Source organism: Rhizobium jaguaris (assembly GCF_003627755.1).
Classification (GTDB): domain Bacteria; phylum Pseudomonadota; class Alphaproteobacteria; order Rhizobiales; family Rhizobiaceae; genus Rhizobium; species Rhizobium jaguaris.
In genome coordinates this window covers 3,960,155-3,981,583 of record NZ_CP032694.1, presented here as the reverse complement: position 1 = coordinate 3,981,583, position 21,429 = coordinate 3,960,155, and the positions used below count along the sequence as shown (strand labels likewise).

The 21,429-nt window shown below is 60.7% G+C and carries 22 protein-coding genes and 1 pseudogene; 10 read left to right on the top strand and 13 right to left on the bottom strand.

All coding sequences use genetic code 11. The features are described 5' to 3' along the window. Positions 1-40: 40 nt before the first annotated feature. Positions 41-676, bottom strand: a complete 636-nt coding sequence (locus CCGE525_RS19405) for a queuosine precursor transporter (protein WP_120705705.1) — start codon at positions 674-676, stop codon at positions 41-43. A 117-nt stretch (positions 677-793) separates the two neighbouring features. After that, positions 794-1,093 carry a 50S ribosomal protein L28 gene (gene rpmB / locus CCGE525_RS19400; RefSeq protein WP_069612914.1) on the bottom strand — a complete coding sequence of 100 codons (300 nt, stop codon included), beginning with the start codon at positions 1,091-1,093 and terminating at the stop codon, positions 794-796. A gap of 236 nt (positions 1,094-1,329) precedes the next feature. On the opposite strand from rpmB, the gene CCGE525_RS19395 reads away from it, so the two are divergent. Both CCGE525_RS19395 and yddG read left to right on the top strand, forming a co-directional pair. After that, the gene (locus tag CCGE525_RS19395; protein WP_120705704.1) at positions 1,330-2,106 is read left to right on the top strand and encodes a DUF3108 domain-containing protein; all 777 of its coding nucleotides are present in this window, start codon (positions 1,330-1,332) and stop codon (positions 2,104-2,106) included. 48 nt (positions 2,107-2,154) lie between these two features. Further along, the gene (gene yddG, locus CCGE525_RS19390; RefSeq protein ID WP_120705703.1) at positions 2,155-3,051 is read left to right on the top strand and encodes an aromatic amino acid exporter YddG; all 897 of its coding nucleotides are present in this window, start codon (positions 2,155-2,157) and stop codon (positions 3,049-3,051) included. A 9-nt stretch (positions 3,052-3,060) separates the two neighbouring features. Here yddG and CCGE525_RS19385 read toward each other — a convergent pair whose 3' ends face one another. Together CCGE525_RS19385 and gloB are read right to left on the bottom strand one after the other, a co-directional pair. Beyond that, positions 3,061-3,483, bottom strand: a complete 423-nt coding sequence (locus tag CCGE525_RS19385) for a cupin domain-containing protein (protein ID WP_120705702.1) — start codon at positions 3,481-3,483, stop codon at positions 3,061-3,063. Continuing rightward, the gene (gene gloB, locus CCGE525_RS19380; RefSeq protein ID WP_120705701.1) at positions 3,483-4,253 is read right to left on the bottom strand and encodes a hydroxyacylglutathione hydrolase; all 771 of its coding nucleotides are present in this window, start codon (positions 4,251-4,253) and stop codon (positions 3,483-3,485) included. The genes CCGE525_RS19385 and gloB overlap by 1 nt, the downstream gene beginning before the upstream one ends. 55 nt (positions 4,254-4,308) lie before the next feature. Between gloB and CCGE525_RS19375 the strand changes: the two genes are divergently transcribed. The 3 genes from CCGE525_RS19375 (at position 4,309) to CCGE525_RS19365 (ending at position 7,331) form a co-directional block, all read left to right on the top strand. Then, the gene (locus CCGE525_RS19375; RefSeq protein WP_120705700.1) at positions 4,309-5,088 is read left to right on the top strand and encodes a class I SAM-dependent methyltransferase; all 780 of its coding nucleotides are present in this window, start codon (positions 4,309-4,311) and stop codon (positions 5,086-5,088) included. Between the two features lie 207 nt (positions 5,089-5,295). Beyond that, positions 5,296-6,405 carry a histidinol-phosphate transaminase gene (gene hisC, locus CCGE525_RS19370; protein ID WP_120705699.1) on the top strand — a complete coding sequence of 370 codons (1,110 nt, stop codon included), beginning with the start codon at positions 5,296-5,298 and terminating at the stop codon, positions 6,403-6,405. Next, positions 6,402-7,331 (top strand): prephenate/arogenate dehydrogenase family protein, encoded by a 930-nt coding sequence (locus CCGE525_RS19365; RefSeq protein WP_120705698.1) that lies wholly within the window; start codon positions 6,402-6,404, stop codon positions 7,329-7,331. Before hisC ends, CCGE525_RS19365 begins: the two co-directional genes overlap by 4 nt. Before the next feature lie 205 nt (positions 7,332-7,536). Here CCGE525_RS19365 and CCGE525_RS19360 read toward each other — a convergent pair whose 3' ends face one another. After that, entirely contained in the window at positions 7,537-8,550 is a 1,014-nt protein-coding gene (locus tag CCGE525_RS19360) for a DUF2125 domain-containing protein (RefSeq protein ID WP_120705697.1), read from the bottom strand. Between the two features lie 51 nt (positions 8,551-8,601). Between CCGE525_RS19360 and CCGE525_RS19355 the strand changes: the two are divergent. After that, positions 8,602-9,134, top strand: a pseudogene (locus CCGE525_RS19355) (gamma-glutamylcyclotransferase). Here the strand turns inward: CCGE525_RS19355 and CCGE525_RS19350 are convergent. From CCGE525_RS19350 to ftsE, 4 genes are all read right to left on the bottom strand, one after another. Then, the gene (locus CCGE525_RS19350; RefSeq protein ID WP_120705696.1) at positions 9,131-9,931 is read right to left on the bottom strand and encodes a lysophospholipid acyltransferase family protein; all 801 of its coding nucleotides are present in this window, start codon (positions 9,929-9,931) and stop codon (positions 9,131-9,133) included. The pseudogene CCGE525_RS19355 and the gene CCGE525_RS19350 overlap by 4 nt on opposite strands. Before the next feature lie 98 nt (positions 9,932-10,029). Beyond that, the gene (locus tag CCGE525_RS19345) at positions 10,030-10,746 is read right to left on the bottom strand and encodes a YdcF family protein (RefSeq protein WP_120706501.1); all 717 of its coding nucleotides are present in this window, start codon (positions 10,744-10,746) and stop codon (positions 10,030-10,032) included. A gap of 75 nt (positions 10,747-10,821) precedes the next feature. Next, positions 10,822-11,769, bottom strand: coding sequence for a cell division protein FtsX (locus tag CCGE525_RS19340; RefSeq protein WP_120705695.1), 948 nt, complete (start codon positions 11,767-11,769; stop codon positions 10,822-10,824). 91 nt (positions 11,770-11,860) lie between these two features. After that, positions 11,861-12,520: a cell division ATP-binding protein FtsE gene (gene ftsE, locus CCGE525_RS19335; RefSeq protein ID WP_028754819.1), complete on the bottom strand. Its 660-nt coding sequence runs from the start codon at positions 12,518-12,520 to the stop codon at positions 11,861-11,863. Between the two features lie 209 nt (positions 12,521-12,729). Here ftsE and CCGE525_RS19330 point away from each other — a divergent pair, with 209 nt between their 5' ends. From CCGE525_RS19330 to CCGE525_RS19320, 3 genes are all read left to right on the top strand, one after another. Then, positions 12,730-13,392: a hypothetical protein gene (locus tag CCGE525_RS19330; protein ID WP_120705694.1), complete on the top strand. Its 663-nt coding sequence runs from the start codon at positions 12,730-12,732 to the stop codon at positions 13,390-13,392. 86 nt (positions 13,393-13,478) lie between these two features. Next, positions 13,479-14,021 (top strand): hypoxanthine phosphoribosyltransferase, encoded by a 543-nt coding sequence (gene hpt, locus CCGE525_RS19325; protein ID WP_120705693.1) that lies wholly within the window; start codon positions 13,479-13,481, stop codon positions 14,019-14,021. Positions 14,022-14,207: 186 nt separating this feature from the next. Then, complete coding sequence (locus tag CCGE525_RS19320; protein WP_104824522.1) at positions 14,208-14,567, top strand: response regulator; 360 nt, start codon at positions 14,208-14,210, stop codon at positions 14,565-14,567. 53 nt (positions 14,568-14,620) lie between these two features. On the opposite strand, the gene CCGE525_RS19315 is transcribed toward CCGE525_RS19320, so the two are convergent. The 4 genes from CCGE525_RS19315 to argH form a co-directional block, all read right to left on the bottom strand. After that, positions 14,621-17,401 (bottom strand): TIGR02302 family protein, encoded by a 2,781-nt coding sequence (locus tag CCGE525_RS19315; protein WP_120705692.1) that lies wholly within the window; start codon positions 17,399-17,401, stop codon positions 14,621-14,623. Between the two features lie 240 nt (positions 17,402-17,641). Continuing rightward, positions 17,642-18,913 (bottom strand): diaminopimelate decarboxylase, encoded by a 1,272-nt coding sequence (lysA, locus tag CCGE525_RS19310; RefSeq protein ID WP_120705691.1) that lies wholly within the window; start codon positions 18,911-18,913, stop codon positions 17,642-17,644. Between the two features lie 10 nt (positions 18,914-18,923). Beyond that, positions 18,924-19,118: an LPS translocon maturation chaperone LptM gene (gene lptM / locus CCGE525_RS19305; protein ID WP_120706500.1), complete on the bottom strand. Its 195-nt coding sequence runs from the start codon at positions 19,116-19,118 to the stop codon at positions 18,924-18,926. A 99-nt stretch (positions 19,119-19,217) separates the two neighbouring features. Further along, a complete protein-coding gene (gene argH / locus CCGE525_RS19300) occupies positions 19,218-20,618 on the bottom strand; it encodes an argininosuccinate lyase (RefSeq protein WP_120705690.1) in 1,401 nt (466 codons plus the stop codon). Between the two features lie 23 nt (positions 20,619-20,641). Here argH and tlpA point away from each other — a divergent pair, with 23 nt between their 5' ends. Next, positions 20,642-21,307, top strand: coding sequence for a thiol:disulfide interchange protein TlpA (gene tlpA, locus CCGE525_RS19295; RefSeq protein WP_120705689.1), 666 nt, complete (start codon positions 20,642-20,644; stop codon positions 21,305-21,307). The last annotated feature ends 122 nt before the right edge of the window (positions 21,308-21,429 follow it).

The window sequence follows — 21,429 nt, the reverse complement described above, 5'->3', positions numbered from 1 at the left end:
GCGACGTGCGGGCTTTCATGAAATTGTTGCCGGTCGCCGTTTAGGCGGCGCGGACCGGCTGCATCGGCTTCAGCACGTTCATCAGCGCGCCGTAGGGCAGCAGCATGACGAGGCCGACGGTCATCTTCACCGAGAAATCGCCGATAGCCCAGGAAATCCAGCGCGGCGCCGACGTCTGGAAGACACCGAGGATGGGCGCCCAGTCGATCGCGAAGGGCTCGTTCGGGCCGAAGAAGACGAAGAACGGCGCGAAGGCGAAGGAGAAGAACATCGCCGTGTCCAACATCGAGCCGATCAGCGAACCGAACAGCGGCGCGCGCCACCAGGCCATGCGGCGAAGGCGGTTGAACACGGAGATATCGAGAAGCTGGCCGGCGAGATAGGCTGAGCCGGAGGCGATCGCGATGCGCGGCTGCGCAGTGAAGAAGGACAGGGTGACACCGACCACGAAGCCGGCGAACACTACCTTGCGCGCGGCCTTGGGGCCGAACTGGCGGTTGGTCAGGTCGGTGATCAGGAAGGCGACAGGATAGATGAAGGCGCCCCAGGTCAGAATGTCCGCAAGATTGATGCCGGCGAGAGTCGCCTGCAGCGGATACTGCACGAGGATGTTGGAGGCGACGACGACCAGCGTCATCAGCGTAACGTAGATAAGGGTATGGCGTGCTGTCAGCATTTTTTTATCCTGGGTGATGCCACCAGTTGGAGGGGAAAACCGGGCATGGAAAAAGGCCTGTCCGGAGGTTATCCGTGCAAGCCTTTTAGCCCGTATGATATCGTAAAGTGCTGTAGCTTAGGCGGCTACGGCAGCTTCAGCGGACTTCTTGACGATCTGACGACGCAGCAGGCGGGCACGCATGCTGAGTTCGTTTTCGCTGGCCTTCAGCAGGAAAGCGTCGAGGCCGCCACGATGTTCGACCGAGCGAAGCGCTGCAGCGGAAACGCGCAGACGATAACGCTGGCCAAGAACGTCGGAGATCAGCGTGACCTGGCAGAGGTTCGGCAGGAACCGACGCTTGGTCTTGTTGTTGGCGTGGCTGACATTGTTGCCCACGAGGACGGCCTTGCCGGTCAATTCGCACATGCGGGACATGAAACACCTACTTTTGTTTTTCTTGGCCATCGGATAGTCATCCCGGGCAAAACCCAGCGCGCAATCCAACAGGCCATAATTGGAAAGTTGCGGTTCTATAGTCAGCCCCGCCGGCTACGTCAAGCCAATCCTTGAGCTTTCCCGCAATTCCGTCAAAAAGCTGCTGTTTTCTGACTGTCGCAGCAGGCGTATAAAGCGCCTATATATGCTGCCTGCTGTTGTTGAAGGCTCTGGTCATGGTTCAATTTCGAAGGTGGCTTTTTATTTCGGTCCTGATGACGTCGATGCCTCTTGCGGCATCGGCCGAGGAGCTGCGGCATGAAACGCAATACCGCGTGGCGCTCGCGGGCTTTCCGATCGCGAGGGCGGATTTCAAGACCGAGGTCAAGGACAAGCAGTTTACTATCCGCGGCGATATTACGTCGGCTGGCCTCGCGGATCTTGTCACGTCGATCGATGCGAAGACCGACGTGACGGGCACGGTCGGCGACAACAAGCTGCAGGCGACGCATTACAGGCTCTTTTACAAGAGCGGCAAAAAGGAACGGACCTATGATGTCGCCTATGCCAATGGCAATGTGACGTCGAATACGATCACGCCGGAGCCGAAGCGGCCGCAGAACTGGATACCGATCAGCGCCGGAGATCTGCATTCGGTGCTCGACCCGATTTCCGGCATGATCTTTCCGATTACTCCCAATCTCAATCTCTGCAATCAGAACCTGGCTGTCTTCGACGGCGAGATGCGCATGGATCTGAAACTGTCGCCGAAGGGATCGCACCCGTTTTCGACGGATGGTTTCAAGGGCAAGACGATCGCCTGCGGCGTACGCTTCACGCCGAAGAGCGGTTACAAGGGAACGCGCAAGGATTATCTCTATCTCGCCAAGAGCGACGGCATGGAGATCTGGTTTGCCAAGGCCGACACCATGAATGTATATGCACCTGTCTACGTCCGTATCCCGACGCAATATGGAACAGTGACGATTACCGCCGTGAAATACGGCAGCTAGACGGGCTTCCACTACAGAAAAGCCCGCAGCGACAGACTGGGGGCTAACGTGAAGTTTCGCGCAACATTGACAGGGTTTGCGGCCATCGTGATGTGGTCGTTTCTGGCCTTATTGACCGTGGCGTCGGGTAAGATGCCGCCATTTCAATTGCTCGCCATCTGTTTCGCCATCGGCAGCATCCCCGGCATCGTTGTTCTCGCATTGAGACCGGAGCGCGTGCGGTTGCTGCGTCAGCCGACCAAGGTCTGGATCACGGGCATTGCCGGGCTGTTCGGCTATCATTTCCTCTATTTCACCGCGCTGCGTCATGCGCCGGCGGTCGAGGCGGGATTGATCGCCTATCTCTGGCCGTTGCTGATCGTGGTCGGATCGGCGCTTTTGCCGAGCGAGCGGCTGCGCTGGTACCACATCGTCGGCGCGCTCATGGGGCTCGCCGGCACGGTGCTGATCGTCGGACGCAACGGGTTTCACTTCGAGGGAGCCTATGCCGTCGGCTATGGCGCGGCGTTCCTCTGCGCTTTCACCTGGTCCGGCTATTCGCTGATCACGCGCCGGTTCGAGGCGGTGTCGACCGATGTCGTCACCATATTCTGCCTGGTGACGTCAGCCCTTTCCCTGGTTTGCCATCTCGGGCTGGAGGATACGATCTGGCCGGAGACGACATCGCAATGGATCGCCGTCCTCGGGCTTGGCCTTTTTCCAGTGGGGGCTGCCTTCTATGCCTGGGACTACGGCGTCAAGAATGGGGATATCCAGATTCTCGGCGCTGCCAGCTATGCCGCGCCGTTGCTCTCGACGCTGATCCTGACCGTCTTCGGCTTTGCCGAACCGAGTTGGGGCATCGCGCTTGCCTGCCTCCTGGTGACCGGCGGCGCCGTGCTGGCGGCGCACCGGATGATCCTGCGTCGCGACGGCAGAGCGGCGCAGGCGGAAGCGGCGGAATAGACGTTCGGTTCAGGCAGTGGGCTTCCAGCCCGGCGCTGCCATTTCGAAGCTCGAAAACTCGAAGCCGGGTGCGACCGTGCAGCCGACGAGCGTATATTCGCCGAGACTTTCGGCCGCCTGCCACCAGTCTGCAGGAATGATCGCCTGGGGACGTTCGCCCCTTAGCAGATCGGTGCCGAGAACGATTGTCTCGCTCGTCTTGCCGTCGGCGGAACGATAGAGCGCCAGCGGCGCACCGGCATAATAGTGCCAGACCTCCGCGGCATCGCGCACCCGATGCCAATGCGAGCGTTGGCCCGCCTGTAGGAGATAGTAGATCGCGGTCGAGTGGCCGCGTGCGCCGCCATGCTCATCGCGGAATGTCTGCACATACCAGCCGCCTTCCGGATGCGGCTGCATGGAAAGCGCCTCGATGATCTCCTTCGGCTGCATCAGAAATTATCCTTGCGCTTGCGGATTTCGGCAAAGACTTCCTCGTTGCTGCGGCTTTCCATCAGTAGATTTCGGCGGATCGACGGATCGGCGGCGCGCAGGAAGGGATTGGTTTCCTTCTCCAGCGCGAGCGTCGTCGGGATGGTGAATTTACCTTGGGCCCTTAGTGCCTCGATGTCGGCGGCGCGCGCTTTCAGCCTTTCATTGCCGGGATCGATGGTAACGGCAAAGCGGGCGTTGGAGAGGGTATATTCGTGGCCGAAATAGATGGCCGTCTCGTCCGGCAATACGGCAAGCTTCTGCAGGGATGCCCACATGTCCGCCGCCGGCCGTTCGAACAGCCGGCCACAGCCGAGCGCAAACAGCGTGTCGGCGGCAAAAAGCAGCTTGTCGTCGACGAAATGGTAGCAGATATGGCCGGCCGTATGGCCTGGTGTCTCGATGACATCGACGGTGTGATCGCCAAATTCGAACGTGTCGCCGTCGCCGTAGGCACGATCGAGGCCGGGAATGGCGACGGCCTCGTTGATCGGACCGATGATCTCGCAGCCAAATTGCTCCTTCAGCGCCAGATTGGCCTCGACATGATCGGTGTGATGGTGGGTGGTGAGGATGTGGGTGATCGTCCAGCCACGCCGATTCGCGGCCGCTAGAATAGGCGCAGCTTCGGGTGCATCGATGGAGGCCGTATAGCCGGTTTCAGGGTCGTGCACGAGTACGCCGAAATTGTCGGAGCGGCACAGAAATACCTCTAATTCCAAAGGCTTCATAATTGGGGGTGGTCCTTGTCTTCCGGGGATGAGTCGGAATGTAGGCGGTTCGGCCTTGAAGTCCAACGGGCGGCTGATAACATTTATGGCGATGCACGCCGATATCGTCGATCTCCGCCAATTCTATCATTCCGAGCTCGGTCGCTTGGCGGAGCAGTCTATCGCTATGGCACTTTCCTCGATCTGGTCGCGGCTGCCGGAAGAGCGCCTTGTTGGCCTGGGCTATGTCGTTCCCTATCTCGATCGTTTCCGCGCCGACACCGAGCGCACCTTCGCCTTCATGCCGGCGGGGCAGGGGGCGGTGAACTGGCCAGTGGATTCGGTGTCGGCGACGGCGCTGATCTTCGATGAGGAATTGCCGTTGCCTGACAGTTCCATCGACAGGGTGTTGATGGTGCATTCGTTGGAATTTGCCGAGAGCCCGCGCGAGACGCTGAAGGAGCTTTGGCGCGTTCTGGCGCCCGGCGGTCGGCTCGTCATCGTCGTGCCGAACCGCAGAGGCGTGTGGGCGCGCATGGAGCACACGCCCTTCGGTTCTGGTCGTCCCTATTCGCGCGGGCAGCTCACCTCGCTGCTGCGCGAGACCAATTTCACGCCGGGGGCGACGGCGGAGGCGCTGTTCTTTCCTCCCTCAAAGCTGCGCGCCGTCTTGCGGCTCAGACGTGCCTTCGAGCGGGTCGGGCGTACCCTCTGGCCGGCTTTTTCCGGCGTCATCATCGTCGAGGCGCAGAAGCGGCTTTATCAGGGCCTGCCGGTCGCCGTCCGCGCCTCGCGCCGCGTCTTCGTACCGGTGCTGGCGCCGCGCGGCATACCGACGACACGCGACGGTGCGTGATCTGACCAGAGCGCCATGCGTTCATTTGAACGCACAAAGGTCGCTCTGATCTTTTGAATCTAGAGCATCTTATCCGCCTGCAGGTGATTCTACCTGAAGGTGGGATGCTCTAGCGGACCGGCAAACACTCGACAAATTCGTCAATCCGCATTAATGCCACGGGGTGTCTAAAGCCGGAATTTTCCGGCCCTTCCCAAGGTCGATCCCATGAGCATGGAAATGAGCAAACCTGTCCCGCGCCCCGGCATTCTCGATATCGCCGCCTATGTGCCGGGCAAGGAACATGCGCCAGGCGTGGCGCGGGTGTTCAAGCTCTCCTCCAACGAGACCCCGTTCGGCGCAAGCCCCAAGGCCATCGAAGCTTTCCGCGCTGCCGGCGAGCATTTGGAACGCTATCCGGACGGGCAGGCCAAGGAGCTTCGCCAGGCGATCGCCGACGTCCACGGACTGAATACCGCCAATATCCTTTGCGGCAATGGTTCCGACGAGTTGCTCGCTCTGCTCTGCCACGTCTATCTCGGCGCCGGCGATGAAGGCATCGTCACCGAGCACGGCTTCCTGATCTACAAGATCCAGATCATGGCCGCGGGTGCTACGCCGGTCACGGTGAAGGAGAAGGACCGCACGGTCGATGTCGACGCGATCCTCGCCGCCGTTACCGACAAGACCAAGATCGTCTTCATTGCCAATCCGGCCAATCCGACAGGCACCTATGTGCCGGTCAGCGAAATCCGTCGTCTCCAGGCGGGTTTGCCGAAACACGTCATCCTCGTGCTCGACGCTGCCTATGCCGAATATGTCCGCCGCAACGACTATGAGGCCGGCCTCGAGCTCGTTTCTTCGAATCCCAATGTTGTCATGACCCGCACCTTTTCGAAGATCTATGGTCTTGCGGCGTTGCGCGTCGGCTGGATGTATGGGCCGGCCGATATCGTCGATGCGCTGAGCCGTGTCCGCATGCCGTTCAACATGAATGGCGCCGCCATTGCCGCTGGTGCCGCTGCGATGCGCGATCAGGCCTTCATTGCACAGGCGGTTGCGCACAATACGCTGTGGATCGAGAAGGTGACGAGGGCCTTCGAATCGATCGGCCTCGAGGTGACGCCGTCGGTCGCCAATTTCGTGCTCGTCCACTTTCCCGATACCGATGGCAAGCGCGCCGCCGATGCCGACGAGTTCCTGACCAACCGCGGCTATATTCTGCGCGCGGTGCGTGCTTACGGCTTCCCGAATTCGTTGCGCATGAGCATCGGCACGGAAGAGGCCAATCTGGGCGTCATCGATGCGCTGACCGAATTTATGGGACGCAAGGCATGAGCAGTGTTCAGTTCGACCGTATCGCGCTGATCGGCATCGGCCTGATCGGTTCGTCGATCGCCCATGATATCAAGCGGCTCGACCTCGCCAAGGAAGTGGTGATCTCGACGCGCAGCGTGGAAACGTTGAAGCGCGCCGAGGAACTCAAGCTCGGCGATCGTTATACGCCGTCGTCAGCCGAGGCGGTCAAGGATGCCGATCTTGTCGTCGTTTCGGTGCCGGTCGGCGCTTCGGGAAGTGTCGCTGCCGAAATCTCTGCGCATCTGAAGCCCGGCGCCATCGTCACCGATGTCGGCTCGACCAAGGCCTCCGTCATCGCGCAGATGCAGCCGCATATGCCAAGCAATGTGCATTTCATTCCCGGCCATCCCATCGCAGGCACGGAAAAGTCCGGGCCGGACGCCGGTTTTGCCGGGCTGTTCGAGGGCCGCTGGTGCATCTTCACGCCGATCCCCGGCACGGATGAACAGGCAATCAAGCGGCTTCGCCATTTCTGGGAGACGCTCGGTTCGCGTGTCGACGAAATGGATGCCGCCCATCACGACAAGGTGCTGGCGATCGTCTCGCATCTGCCGCATCTTATCGCCTATAACATCGTCGGCACTGCTGATGATCTGGAGACGGTGACGGAATCGGAAGTGATCAAATATTCCGCCTCCGGTTTCCGCGATTTCACCCGTCTTGCCGCTTCCGACCCGACCATGTGGCGTGACGTCTGCCTGCACAATCGCGATGCCATTCTGGAAATGCTGGCGCGTTTCTCGGAAGACCTCGCCTATCTGCAGCGCGCCATCCGCTGGGGCGAGGGTGACAAGATCTTCGATCTCTTCACCCGCACCCGCGCCATCCGCCGCTCGATCGTCGAGGCCGGCCAGGATGTCGACGCCCCGGATTTTGGCCGTCACGCACTGGATGCCAAGAAGTAAGTATCTATATACCCTCGCCCCAATGGGGAGAGGGTCGCGCGGCACGCGCGGGGTGAGGGGGCGTTACTGGGAGAGAATTGCCCTTCACGTCCGTTCAAGGCCTTCGAAGCTTTGCTCCGAAGCCCCCTCATCCGGCCACTCTCGGCCTCGTTTCACTCCGCCGTTCATGTCCACCTTCTCCCCGCTGGGGCGAAGGTGTTGATTCTCAAAGGGGCGGAATCTTCCCAAGCGGGATGAAGCCGCTCAGCGACAGGCGTCCACGATCGGCGGTGAGGTCGACGGAGACTTTGTCGCCGCCAGCTGCGAGCGATTTCAGGAGCTTAGTGGCGGTGTCGATCATGTTTTTGGCTGACGGGATCGTTGCTTTCAAGCTTTCTCCCCACGGCTCGATCTGATTGATCTCCAGCTTGAACTTGCCGGAGAGAAAGCCCTGATCGTCGAAATTGAAGGGGCCGGTAAGGGTCATGACGCGGCCGTCGCCGATATCGATCGTTACCTGACGGAGAACGCCAGCTGTACCATAGAGGCCGTGCCCATCGGTGCCGTCGAGCAAGCCGGCCTTGCCGGTCAAGGTGATATCGGCACTTGTCGATGCTGTCGGCAGCGTCTGCGGAAAATCCTTGATCACTGCATTGGCGTTTTGGATGCCGATCGCAAGCTCCAGGTCGTCGCCGTTCTGGCGTGCGTGCATTTCTGTGTGGGCAGCGGTCACATCGGCGCTCTGTCCGGTGAAGGAGGAGAGGATGCTGGCCTTCAGCCCATCGATGACGGTCTCGCTCTGCGAGATGCCGCGGCCCTTGGCAACGAGATTGGATTGCAGGTTGGTCCATTCGGCCGACACCGTCAGGCCTTGCGCGGTGCGGAATTCCGCCGGCGACTTCAGGTTCCATCCGACATGGTTCGGCTGATAGACTGGCGCCGACGCATGCAGATTGTCGAAAGAGGCGGAAACGCCCTTCACATGATCGTCAACCGTCACCTTGGCGCAGGAGAGGCCAATGGCGAAGGGAAAGCCGCTGAAACCCATGTCGGTGCATTCGCCCGAGATGCCTGCGGCGTTCTGCTGGCCAAGCGCCTTCAACACGGTCGCCTTCACCACGGTGGTCGCATAAAACCAGCCGCCGGTGTAAAGCGCGGCGAGGACTACGATCAGCCCCAGCCCGATGAGCCACATGCGTTTGCCTTTGCCGGACGCCACGCTCTGGCTTGACGCTGCCATGTTGTTCTCCAATGGTTGAACCGAGGTGTTCACAGTGATTTGGCGTTGGATATGGACGAATTTTGGGTGTTTGGCTACGGATCGCTCATGTGGAATCCGGGGTTTAGCTATGTTGAAAAAGCAGAGGCGCTGATTTTCGGCTATCGCCGCTCCCTTTGCGTCCATTCCTGGGTCCATCGCGGCACGGAGGCAAGCCCGGTCTGGTGCTTGGCCTCGATCGCGGCGGCTCCTGCCGCGGCATGGCATTCAGCATAGCCGCTGCCGAGCGGGATGACGTGCTGGCTTATCTACGCGAAAGAGAGCTAGTCACCAACGTCTATTTGGAAAAGAGGCTGCCGATTCGCCTTGTGGATGGCCGGAGGGTGACCGCCGTCGCTTATGTCGTTGACCGCAACCACCAGCAATATGCCGGAGCGCTCGATGCTACGGCGGCCGCGCGCATCGTCGAATCCGCCATCGGCCAATCCGGGCCAAACGATGCCTATGTCTTCAACACGCTGACGCATCTCCGCGAAATGAGGATTCGCGATCAATGGCTTGAGCAGGTGGCGGGCGAGATCGAGCGGATGCGGGAAGCGTCTTAAACCGTGGCTGCCACCTTCGCCTTGGCAATCTCCGCCAGGCGCTGCGCCGCCGTCGGCGGGACCGGCAGATGCGGATTGTTGGCGATGGTTTCGACCAGCAATTCGTCGCTCGCCTTTTCTGTCTCCTCCATCAATCGTGCGAAGAATGCGTCCGGGTCCAAGCCCGGCGGGATCGGCGGCAGGATGCGGACTTTGAAATGGCCGGGATATTTACGGAAGGTGCGGCGCGGCCAGAAGAGGCCGGGATGCATGGCCACCGCGACCACGGGAATGTTCAGATCGCGATACATCCGGGCGATGCCATATTTGTAAACCGGCTCGGCGCCCGGGGGACGGCGGGTACCCTCGGGATAGATAATCAACTGGCGGCCGCTGGAAAGCTCTTCCCGCGTGCGCTTCAACACATCGAACATCACCTTGCCGCGGGCGCTGCGGTCGACCGGGATCATGCGCTGTTTCTTGGCGTACCAGCCGAACAGCGGAATCCACATCAGCTCCCGCTTCAGAATGTATACGGGATCGTCGAGATAAGGCAGCAGTGCGAAGGTATCCCAGAAGGATTGATGCTTCGGGGCGAAGATGTAGCTGCCGGCGGGAATATTTTCCAGGCCCTCGATTTCGCAGGTGGTGCCGACGATTTTCTTCATCAGCCAGACGCTGGATTTCGCCCAGGCTTTGGGGATCGCATAGGCGGCCTTGCGCGGCATCAGGAAATAGATGGGTGAGAGCACGATCATGCGAATGATCAGGTTGGCATAGAAGATCGTATTGAACAGGATCGAACGCAAGGTAATCATCAAGGCTTTCCCAACACGCAGGCTTTCGCCGGCATCTAAGCCTTGCCTACACGATTACGCTGTCAATAAAAAGTCAGTCTCACGTGCCGTCGAATATCTCAGCCCGGATCATCGCCCGGTTCGCGAGAGCGCAGGCCGAGCGGGCGTCCAAGGCCCGTGAGATTGCGGGCGCCGGCGAGGAGAACCTTGGCATATTCGGAGACCATGGTGCGCAGCGCATTGGGATCGGTGAACCAGTTCTTGGTCTTGAGATCGGAATTGACCACCGGGTAGGGAATGAAATCCGTGGCTGGATCGACATATTTCAGCTCAGCCAGGCTGCGCGGCATATGATAGTTGTTGGTCACCACCAATATGCTCTTGTAACCCTTGGCGTGGATCCACTTCGCGGCCTCACGGGCATTGCCGATCGTGTCGATGGCATCGTAGCCGATATCGACGCAGCAATTGAAGAGACTGACGGGACTTTGGGTCAGCTTGCGGATTTGCGACGGCGTGGTGGTCGGATGGACGCCTGAGATCAACAGCCGGTTGCCGGCGCCGGTGCGCAGCAGTTCCACCGCCTGGTCGATGCGCTGATAGCCGCCGGTCAGCACGACGATGGCATCCGCCTTCGGTTCCGGAGGCGGCTTCAGTGTAGTGATCGAATCGGCGAAATGCAGGAAGCCGCCGAAAACGATGGCGACGAGGAAGATAAAGCCGAAGCCGCCCCAGCGCAGAAGGCGACGGAAAAGACTGCGCCGCACGGGCCTGACGCCGCAGGAGCCTTCCTGCAGTGTCTGCGAACTCACGGTCTTGCGAGTCGTCATTTCCATGCTCATGATTCGTCATTATCCGCAAATTGCGGCAAGGAACGGGCCACTAAATCGAAAAAAATCATTGCCGTAGCGTCAGTTCTGCACACTTTCGCTCCTCCCCGGGTCCGAGCGGATCAAATCGATCTCGTAGATGGTGCGCATGACGGTGAAACGAGCCGTGACCGTGGTGAGCAGGGCGATGATGATCATGGTGGCGAGAATGCCGAGATAGCCGAGTGCGCCGACCGAAAATGTGCCGAACAGGGCCGTCGCCTGGTCGGTCTGCGGCGTGGCGATCGTGCGGCTTTGCAGAAAGCCGGCACTGGCAAAGAAAAGGGCGGCAAGCGCACTGCCCGCGGCCGAGCCCTTCAGGCTGATCTTCAGGAAATGCTTCTGGAATTCCGTGGCGACGAAGGTACTCTCGGCGCCGACGAAATGCAGCACTTCGACGATGTGGCGGTTGCTGGAGAGCGCGCCGCGCGTGGCGAAAACCACGGTCAGTACCATGGCGGTGAACACCAGCAGCAGGACGCCGGTGCCGATGAGGACGGTGGTGTGCGCCATCGAAACCAGCCGATCGACCCAGGTGCGGTGATCATCGAGTGACGCCTGCGGAATCTGATCCTTGAGAAGGTTGCGCATCGCCTCAAAATCAGGGGGATGCGTCTCGTCGATAGTAATGATCACCAATCGCGGGACGGGCAGTTCCTTGAGGTCGAGGCCGGCGCCAAGCCAGGGTTCGAGCAGGCGAGCCGTCGCCGCCTCGTCGACGATTTGGCCGCTTTTGGTGCCGACGAAACCGAGCGCGATGTCGCGGGCGCTGGCGAGCGCCTTGTCCATGTCGAGATTGTCGTCCGGCTTGATCTGGATGGTGATTTCGCGGGAAATCTGGCTTTCCCAGCTTGCCGCCGTCGAACGCACCATGCTGACGGCGCCGAGTGTCAGACAGGCCAGGAAAGCCATGATGGCGATGACGACGATCAGGGCGTTGCCCTGGATATTGGAGGAGGGCACGATCGGCCCGGTCGGGCGCACGCGCATTTCCGGCCGTCTCCTCTCCGGCGCAGTTGCGACGGGTCTTTCCTTGTTGTTGGTGGCCCCGGCGTTCGGGGCTCTCCTGCGGGGGGCGGGCTCAGTCATAGATATCGAGATGCCCTCCCGATAAAATCATGCGCCGCGCCTCGATCTGATCCATGAGGGTGAGGTCGTGCGTGGCGATGACGACCGCCGTACCAAGGCGATTGAGTTCGAGGAACAGGTTGAGCAGTCGTCTGGCCATGGGTGGATCGACATTGCCGGTCGGTTCGTCGGCAAGCAGGATCTCCGGACGGTCGATCAGCGCGCGGGCGATGGCGGCGCGCTGCTTCTCGCCGCCCGACAGCACTGGCGGCAACACATTGATGCGTTCGCCGAGGCCGACCCATTTCAATAGTTCCAATACGTCGGTGCGATAGGAACTTTCCTCCTTGCCACGCACGCGGAGCGGCAGGGCGACGTTTTCGTATGTCGTGAGATGCTCCAGCAGCCGGAAATCCTGAAAGACGATGCCGACGCGGCGGCGCAGCAGTGGCAGTTCGTTGCGCGGGATCGAAGAAATCTCGCGATCGAACATGCGGATCAGCCCGCGGGTCGGCTGCAGCGACATGAAGAGCAGCCGAAGCAACGTTGTCTTGCCGGCGCCCGAGGGGCCCGTCAGGAACTGGAACGATTTCTTCGGAATGTCGAAGGTCAGGTCGCGGAGGATTTCCGGACCCATACCATAACGCAAACCGACGTTCTCAAAATGAATCAACGGGTGTCCAGTCTTCCGCAGTGTTCAATCAGGTGACTTGTTAACCAACGGCGTTAACAGCCGGTAAATTTTGCTGGAAAGGCGCCCGATTCATGGCGATCTTTGCGAAGCATTAACTAATAAAATTTACGACTGGGCAGGATTCGTTTCAATGCCCAGAATTTAGGTGGGCGTGGAAACCATGTGGATCACCGGAAAGGGAGATCGTCATGGGCGCTTTTCGCCACCGCCAACAGGCGGGATTGATCTATGACCTGCTGCCGCCCGAGCGCGGATTGGGTTCGGGACTGTCACGCCGCCTCGGGCCGAAGCCGGATGTTGTGGATGCCGAGTTCGTGACGGTCATCCCCAGCCGCATCAAGAATGCCTCGGCCAACATCGCCGGCGAGGGTGCTTCTCGATCCGGACAGCAGCCGTCGCCGGCTCCCAAAGGTACCCTCCTTCATGCACTCGTCGGTCTGCGTCTTGCCGAGGACTGGCTGCAGCAGGCCTCGCGCCGCAGCTTCGTGGCACTCATCGCTGCTCTCGCCATCCTGGTCTTCGGTCTTGCCGGAGGTTTCTCGGGGCTGTCCGGCACACAGGCACAGGCGACGTTGGAGCCGCTGCAGTTCTCCCATGTGACGCTGACACCGCGCGACGAAAACGGCATGCGGGTGCTCACCGTCAACGGCATCATCGAGAACGAAACAGGCGCCACACTCTCAGTGCCGCCTGTCCGCGCGGATATCTTCTCCGGCGGTCAATTGCTGACAAGTGTTGTGGTGAACCCGCCGGTGAACCGCATCGGACCGCATGAAAGCCGCGGATTTTCCACGCGATTACAGCATCCCGGTGGAAAAATGCCGGATGTTCGCCTTTCCTTTATGCCTTAGGGGGTGTGTCGGCCTTCGTGATTGTGCTACGGGCTAAAGCTTGATCAGCGGACAAGCGCCGCAACAGCCATGGAGCATGCCAATCAATGCCTGTCGTACGCGGGAAAAATATCGAGCCGCTTTTCACCGCCGAGCAGATTGCGGAGCGCAATCGCGCCATGGCGAAGGAAATCGCCAGCGGGCCGACGAAGGATCTCCTTGTCATCGCGATCCTCAAGGGCTCCTTCATTTTCGCCGCCGACCTGCTACGCGCGCTGCATGAGACGGGGCTGGCGCCGGAAGTCGAATTCATTACGCTCTCGAGCTACGGGGCAGGAACGGTCTCTCAGGGTGTACGCATCGTCAAGGACATCGACAGCGATGTCAGGGATCGCGATGTGCTGTTGATCGACGACATTCTGGAATCCGGCCGCACGCTGCGGTTCGCCAAGGAGTTGCTCTACGAGCGCGGCGCCCGCAACGTCACGCTCGCGGTGTTGCTCGACAAGAGCGTCAAGCGCCAGGAAGAGCTGGAGGCCGATTATGTCGGTTTCGAATGCCCCGACTATTTCGTCGTCGGCTACGGCATGGACGTTGCTTACGCCTTCCGCGAGCTGCCCTTCGTGGGTGTCGTTACCGGGGACGCATGAGGCATCGGCCCCCAAAAATGGCCGCCGGTTTTGGGACAATTCAATGCCTGCGCAAGCTGTCCCAATTTGCTCCAGCGATGACGACTCATTAACCACGGAGCCGGATCGCACCGCCGTCGTTTACCGATCGCAAACGGAATTCTGGTGATTTCGGTCGCGGAACATGACGGACCACGGAGCAAGACCATGGCAAAAATTTTGATTACGGAAGACGAGGACTCTCTTCGCACCTTTGTCGCCCGCGCGTTGCGCCTGGACGGCCACGAAACCGAAGAGGCGGCCGATGGCGCCGAAGGTCTGGAAAAACTGAAGCAGGGAGCTTACGACCTGCTGCTCTCCGATATCCGCATGCCGGTTATGGACGGTATCGAACTGGCGCATCAGGCTGCCTCGACTTGCCCCGGTATGAAGATCCTGCTGATGACCGGCTATGCCGAGCAGCGCGAACGCGCCGACGACCTCATGGAAAAGATCGTCGATGTCGTCGCCAAGCCCTTCGCCCTGCCGGATATCCGCAAGGCGGTTGCCCGCGCGCTGGCTGCCTGATCGCAAATGGCAGGAAAGAACCTTCGCCGGATCGGCGGAGGTGGTGTGGGTTTTTACTGCCCGGTATCCAGCAGGCGCTCCAGATAGCGCCGTTCTTCGGATAGAGACGGATTGTTGCTCAGTCGCTCGCGGATGGCGTCAAGGATTTCGCGAGCGCGCTGTGGATCTATGGTGTCCGGTATTTTGTTTTCGTTGGTCTCATCAAAGAAATTGCCATCGCTGCGTTGCCGGCCCAACGGATCACGGCCGTTCTGATTACCCTGGCCGGCCTGACCTTGCTGCTGGCCCTGGCCTTGTCCCTGCTGCTGTTGCATCTGCGCCATAAGCTGGTTCATCATATCGCGCGTGCCCTTGCGCAGCGCGTCGAGCGCGCGGCCTTGGCCCTGCACGGCGGCTTCGCCATTACCCTGGGCGAGATCTCCGGAGGCGCCTTTCATTTCCTGTTGGGCCTTGCCGTAATTCTGATTCGGCTTCATGCCCATTGAGCCCAGGTTTTTTTGCAGTTCGCCGAGCTGCTTGCCGAGTTCATCCTGCTGCTGGCGCAATTGCTTCAGCGCATCGCGTAGCTGATCGGCAGTCATGTTATCCGTCTGATTGTCGCCCTGCTGCTTTTGACCCTGTTGTTGACCTTGCTGATTCTGGCCCTGCTGATTCTGGCCTTGCTGCCGATCCTGTTGGCCCTGATCCTGCTGCCCCATGTCCGGCTGTGTCGGATCGTTCAGGCCAGGCATCGGCTGGTTCAGCGCGTCGTCACCATCCTCGTTGGGATCGCCGCGCTGCATGCGGTCGCGCATGGCCTGGTCCAGCTTGAAGGTCTGCTCCATCAGCTTCTGCTGGTCGCGCAGGATGCGGCCGAGCTTATCCATCTGCTGGCGCATCTTGTCGTTTGCTTCGTTCTGCTGCTGGTTCTGGCCGCGCTGCGGCCTGCCGGCCTGGAGGCTGTTCATCATCTGCTGCAGCTCAGACAGCATCTGCTGCGCCGCCTGGCGATTGCCGGAGCGGGCCAGATTCTCGATCTGGTCCATCATCCGCTGCAAGTCCTGCTGGCGCAGGATATTGGCCGACCTCTGGTTGGGCTGCGCCGGCATGTTCTTCATGCGCTCGGCGAGTTCCTTCATATAGTTGTTCATCGCCTTGCGCAGCTCGTCCATCAGCTTCTTGACTTCCGCGTCGGGCGCATTGCGCTGCAGGGCGTCGGAGAGCTTCTGTTGCGCGTCGCGCAGGGCCTTCTCCGCATCGGTCAGTTGCGCGTCTTCCATGCCGAGCGCGATCTGCCAGAGGTAGTCGGCAGTATCCTTCAGAGCGACATCGCCGCTGGCGAGCTTCATGCGTGTCAGCGCCGATTGGATCAGCAGGTAGTTGCCGAGATCCGGGATCGTTTCATCCGGCCGGATCGCCAGCGACTGATTGAGTTCGATCGCCTCCGGCATCTTGCGGGTGTCCAGCGCGAAAACCTGGCGTTCTTCGGCAACGGCTGCGGCAAGAGGCTCGCTGAAATTGCGCGAGGGCAGGGTCATTTCATAGGGCGCGCTGCGCCCGGTCTGGCCGGCGCCGTCGCGCGCGACGAGGGTGATGCGCACCTGCTGGCCGGCAAGCGGGTCCTGCGTCAGGTCGTGGTTTGCCAGCCCCTTGCCGTTGCGGCGGTCGCGACGCGAAATTTCGAGCTTATATTCCGGTAAACCGTAAAGCGGCGTGGCCTTGGGATCGGTGTCGACGGGCACGATTTCGGCATGGGCTTCCTCAACGCCGTAGTCGTCCTTGACTTTGAAGCCGATTTCGAGTGCGCCGTTGGGCATTGCGTGCGGGATGCCGTCGAAGGTTATTTCCGGCGGCTTGTCGGTGACCACTTTGAAAGACCAGGACTTGCCGTTGACGGTCAGTTTGCCGCCTTTTTCGAGTTTCAGCACATGAGTGCGGGCAATCATCGCGTCGGCGCCGGCCGAAGCGGTGCCGGTAGCGGACACCGGCTGCACGGCCGGCGGCGGGGCGGCATTGCCGTTTGCCGGCGTCTGCTTGCCGGCATCCGCGACTTGCTCGGGGATCTCGGCGTCCGTGTCGCTGCCAGCGGCCTGGAACAGTACTTTTTCATCCGTCGAGACGCCCGTGACGCGCACGGTGAGTTCGGAGAATTGCGGTACGTTGACGCTATCGCCCGTGTTTGCAGCACTGCCGGTCAAATACACCGGTGCTTCGCCGGTATAGTAAGGCGGCGTCACCCAGGCATCGACGCGAACGTCGGGATTGCTCGACGTCGCGGCTGGAGCGGTGAAAGCATCGCTCAGCGAGCCGCCGCCGTTGGACATGGAGAAGCTGAAAGCCGTCACTAGCAGCAGTGCCGGGATGGTGCGCAACGCGAAGCGATCGTAGCGGGCGATGTCAGGGCGCGGCAAGCCGGCGTCCAGAGCCGCGATCCGTGCCGCCATGCGGGTCTGGTGCTCCTGCCACAGCGCCCGGCCGAAGGGCGTGTCGACAGCCGGCTCGTCTTCCTGCACGGTGACTGGCTGGTGAGCGAGGCCATTGCGCTCCTCGAGCATCCGGTCGGCTTCACCAACCGTTGGCCAGCGCAGGCGGCGGAACGGGAAGACGGAGACGGCGAAGGCGACGGCGAAAACGGCGAGCAGGGCGTAGCGTAGCGCATCCGGCGCGATGCGGAAAATACCGAACCAGGCAGCCGAGACGAAAAGGGCAAGGATGGAAAGCGGCACCAACAGCAGGGGTAGGATCTGTTCCGAGATCAATACCAGCCGCGCAAAGAGACGCTTGACCGCAACCAGCCGCGCCAGCGCCGGACGGGTGGCGAAAGCGCCCTTCTTTGGACTGCTGGGGCTGATCATCGGTCCGGTTTTCTCCCCGATCTGACGTTGATGGCTATCTGCCCGTTGGAGACGATAGGGCGTCCGATGCGCCCGCAATCACGGCGCCCGGCGAGACGCCCGTCACAAGAAGATAACATTCTTTGTGGCGAAGACGAGGGCAAGGCCAGTTTTTCATCGGATTTCGCCGAAACGTGATCAAGCCGGTTGGCTGGGCGTGATGGACAAATTCCATCTGATAATCGGTTCCGATTTCCGAAATTATGCGCTGAGCCAGGCCGGGATCGAATCGAGGCCGATCAGCTCTTCATAGGTCTTGCGCGGCCGAATGACGTGGAAGTCGCCGCCTTTAACCAGCACCTCAGGCACCAGAAGTCGGCTGTTATAGGTGCCGGCCTGTACCGCACCGTAAGCGCCGCCGGAGCTGATGGCCAGGAGATCGCCGGGCTTCGGCATCGCCATTTCGCGGTCGAGGGCCAAATAGTCACCGGTTTCGCAGACCGGGCCGACGACATCGGCCTTGATGCGTGGGGCATTGGCAGCGGTGATCTCGACGGCACGAATTTCGTGATACGCCTCGTATAGCGTCGGGCGGATCAAGTCGTTCATGGCGGCGTCGACGATGACGAAGGTCTTATGGCCTCCGTCCTTCACATAGATGACTTCCGTCACGAGGATGCCGGCATTGCCGACGATCAGGCGGCCGGGCTCGGTGACGATCTTGCAATTGAGATCGCGCAGCTGGTTTTTGACGATATGGGCATAGGCTTCCGGGACCGGCGGCGGGTTGTTGTCGTCGCGGTAGGGAATGCCAAGGCCGCCGCCGATATCGACGTGATGAATATCGTGACCATCGCCGCGCAGCGTCTCGACGAGATCGCGCAACAGCTTGAAGGCATCCTCGAAGGGCTGCAGCTCGGTGATCTGGCTGCCGATGTGCATGTCGATGCCGGTGACCTTGATGCCCGGCAGGCTGGCGGCGCGGCCATAGACGGCGCGGGCACGCTCCCAGGAAATACCGAACTTGTTTTCCTTCTTGCCGGTCGAAATCTTTGCGTGCGTACGGGCATCGACGTCCGGATTGATACGGAACGAGACGGGAGCGATTTTGCCGGCGCGAATGGCGCGCTGGTTCAGCACTTCCAGTTCTGGTTCGGATTCGACGTTGAAGCAGTAGATGCCGGCTTCGAGGGCGACATCCATCTCCTGAGCGGTCTTGCCGACGCCGGAGAACATGATGCGGTTTGCGGGGATGCCAGCGGCCAGGGCGCGATGCAGTTCGCCGACGGAAACGACGTCGACGCCGGCGCCGAGTCGGCCGAGCGTCTTCAGCACCGCCTGGTTGGAATTGGCCTTCATCGCGTAGCAGACCATGGCATCGACATCACCGAAGGCTTCGGAGAAGACACGATAATGACGTTCGAGCGTTGCCGTCGAATAGACATAGAAAGGCGTGCCGACAGCCTTGGCGATCTCGGGAACGGGAACGTCCTCGGCATAGAGAATGCCGTCGCGGTATTGAAAGTGATTCACGGTCGAGGCCTTACAGAAGTGGGTCGAGGAAGAACTTCTTGTCTTCGGTGCCCGGCTGTTTTGCCGGCTTGTTGACGTCGCCGCCCTTGGTCGCTGCCGCGCTCGGCGGATCGAGTTCGCCTTTGCGGCCACATCCGACGACGGCAAGGCCGATGACCGAAAGCACGACGGTCAGGCGGATGATGTGCGGCATGTTGATCTGCATCGAAATCCTCTTGGGCGACAAACGCTGAAGCAGTCCTTCATAGCGAAGTTTCCGGGGCTTGTGCACCCTGATTGTTTGATTGTGTTTTGCGCTATTTGCTCAGTTGCGGGCGCGCCAGAAGGCGATCTGCTTGCGCACTTCCGACGGCGCCGTACCGCCGTAACTTTTGCGGCTGGCGACGGAAGCTTCGACGGTCAGAACGTCGAAGATCTTGGCCGTGATTGCCGGGTTGATCGCCTGCAGTTCTTCGAGCGAGAGTTCGGCGAGATCGCAGGATTTGCTCTCGGCGAGCGCAACGGCGCGGCCGGTGACGTGGTGAGCATCGCGGAAAGGCAGGCCCGCTTCGCGCACCAGCCAATCGGCGAGGTCGGTCGCTGTCGAATAACCGGAGCCGGCGGCGGCCTTCATGCGGGCGGTATTGATCGTCATGTCGCGCACCATGCCGGTCATGGCCGCAATTGCCAGCTCCAGGCTTTCGGCCGCGTCGAACACCTGTTCCTTGTCTTCCTGCATGTCCTTGGAATAGGCGAGCGGCAGGCCTTTCATGATGGTCAAAAGCGCGACCAGTGAACCGTTGATGCGGCCGGTCTTGGCGCGCACCAGTTCGGCCGCATCCGGGTTCTTCTTCTGCGGCATGATGGAGGAGCCGGTCGAGAAGGCGTCGGACAGGCGCACGAAGCCGAACTGCGGCGTCGACCAGATGACGATCTCTTCCGCGAGCCGCGACAGGTGCATGCCGGCGATGGCGGCGATCGACAGAAATTCGATGGCGAAATCGCGGTCGGAGACGGTGTCGATCGAGTTGCGGGTCGGCTCGCGGAAGCCGAGCGCCTTGGCCGTCATGTGGCGGTCGATCGGGAAGCCAGTGCCTGCGAGTGCCGCGGCGCCGATGGGTGACTCATCCATATGTTCGATGGCATGGCGCACGCGCGAGCGGTCGCGGCCGAACATTTCCACATAGGCCATGCAGTGATGGCCGAAAGTGACCGGCTGTGCGGTCTGCAGATGGGTGAAGCCGGGCATCACGGTTTCAGCGTGCTCTTCGGCGCGGTCGAGGAAAGCTGATATCAGCTCGGTCAGCGCCTGTTCGCATTTCTGCAGCTCTTCCTTGACCCAAAGGCGGAAATCGAGCGCCACCTGGTCGTTGCGCGAACGGGCCGTGTGCAGCCGTCCGGCAGCGGGACCGATCAGGGTCGCGAGCCGCGCTTCGACATTCATGTGGATGTCTTCGAGGCGGCGGGAAAATTCGAAATTGCCGGCTTCGATTTCTGACAGGATCGTGTTCAGCCCGTGAACGATCTTGTCTTTATCCTCTGTCGAAATAATGCCTTGATGAGCAAGCATGGCGGCATGGGCGATCGAGCCACGGATATCCTGCGCAAACAGCTTCTTGTCGAAACCGATCGATGCATTTATCTCCTCCATGATTGCCGCGGGGCCGGAGGCGAAGCGTCCGCCCCACATCTGGTTGGAGGATTTGGTGTCCGTGCCGTCAGCCATGAGATGCCTACCTGGAGAATGAAATGACAGCAAAGAAGCCGTTCGGTCTGCCGTCCGTGAAACTCGTTCTGCTTGCCGCCGTCGCCGGGATCGTCGCCGGTGCGGCAGCGGTATACGTGAAGGAGGCGGGGTATGGCAATGGCGTCGGTGAAATGGCCTCGTCCGGACAGTGTGAGACGGCAAAGGAGCGCGCTGCGGCTCTGACACCGTTCACCAAGGGGCAGGTCGCCGCAATGGCTGCGCCGCAAGCGCCGATCTCGCTGCAGAATGTTTCCTTCAAAGGACCGGACGGCCAGCCGCTGTCGCTCAGCAATTTCTCCGGCAAGACGCTGCTGCTGAACGTCTGGGCGACATGGTGCGTGCCCTGTCGCGAGGAAATGCCGGCGCTGAATGCGCTGCAGAAAAGTATGGGCAATGACAAATTCGAGGTCGTTGCCGTCAATATCGACACCGGCGACGACGAAAAGCCGAAGGCGTTTCGCGCCGATTACGGCATCGACAAGCTCGGTTATTATCGCGACAGCACCATGGGGGTCTTCAACGCACTGAAGAAACAGGGCCTCGCCTTCGGTCTGCCGGTGACGTTGTTGATCGATGACAAGGGCTGCCTCGTCTCGGCGATGAACGGTCCAGCCGCGTGGGACAGCGACGATGCAAAGAACCTGATCAAGGCTGCAGCAGCGCTGTGAGGCCGTTTGTGCGGATCGTGAGACGCGAGATCTGGAACTGATCGAATAGGGGTCATCCTCGGGTAAGGCTCGTCTGAGAGGCTGGAACAATCGCCCAACCGATTCTCTGTTTGAAAATCGAT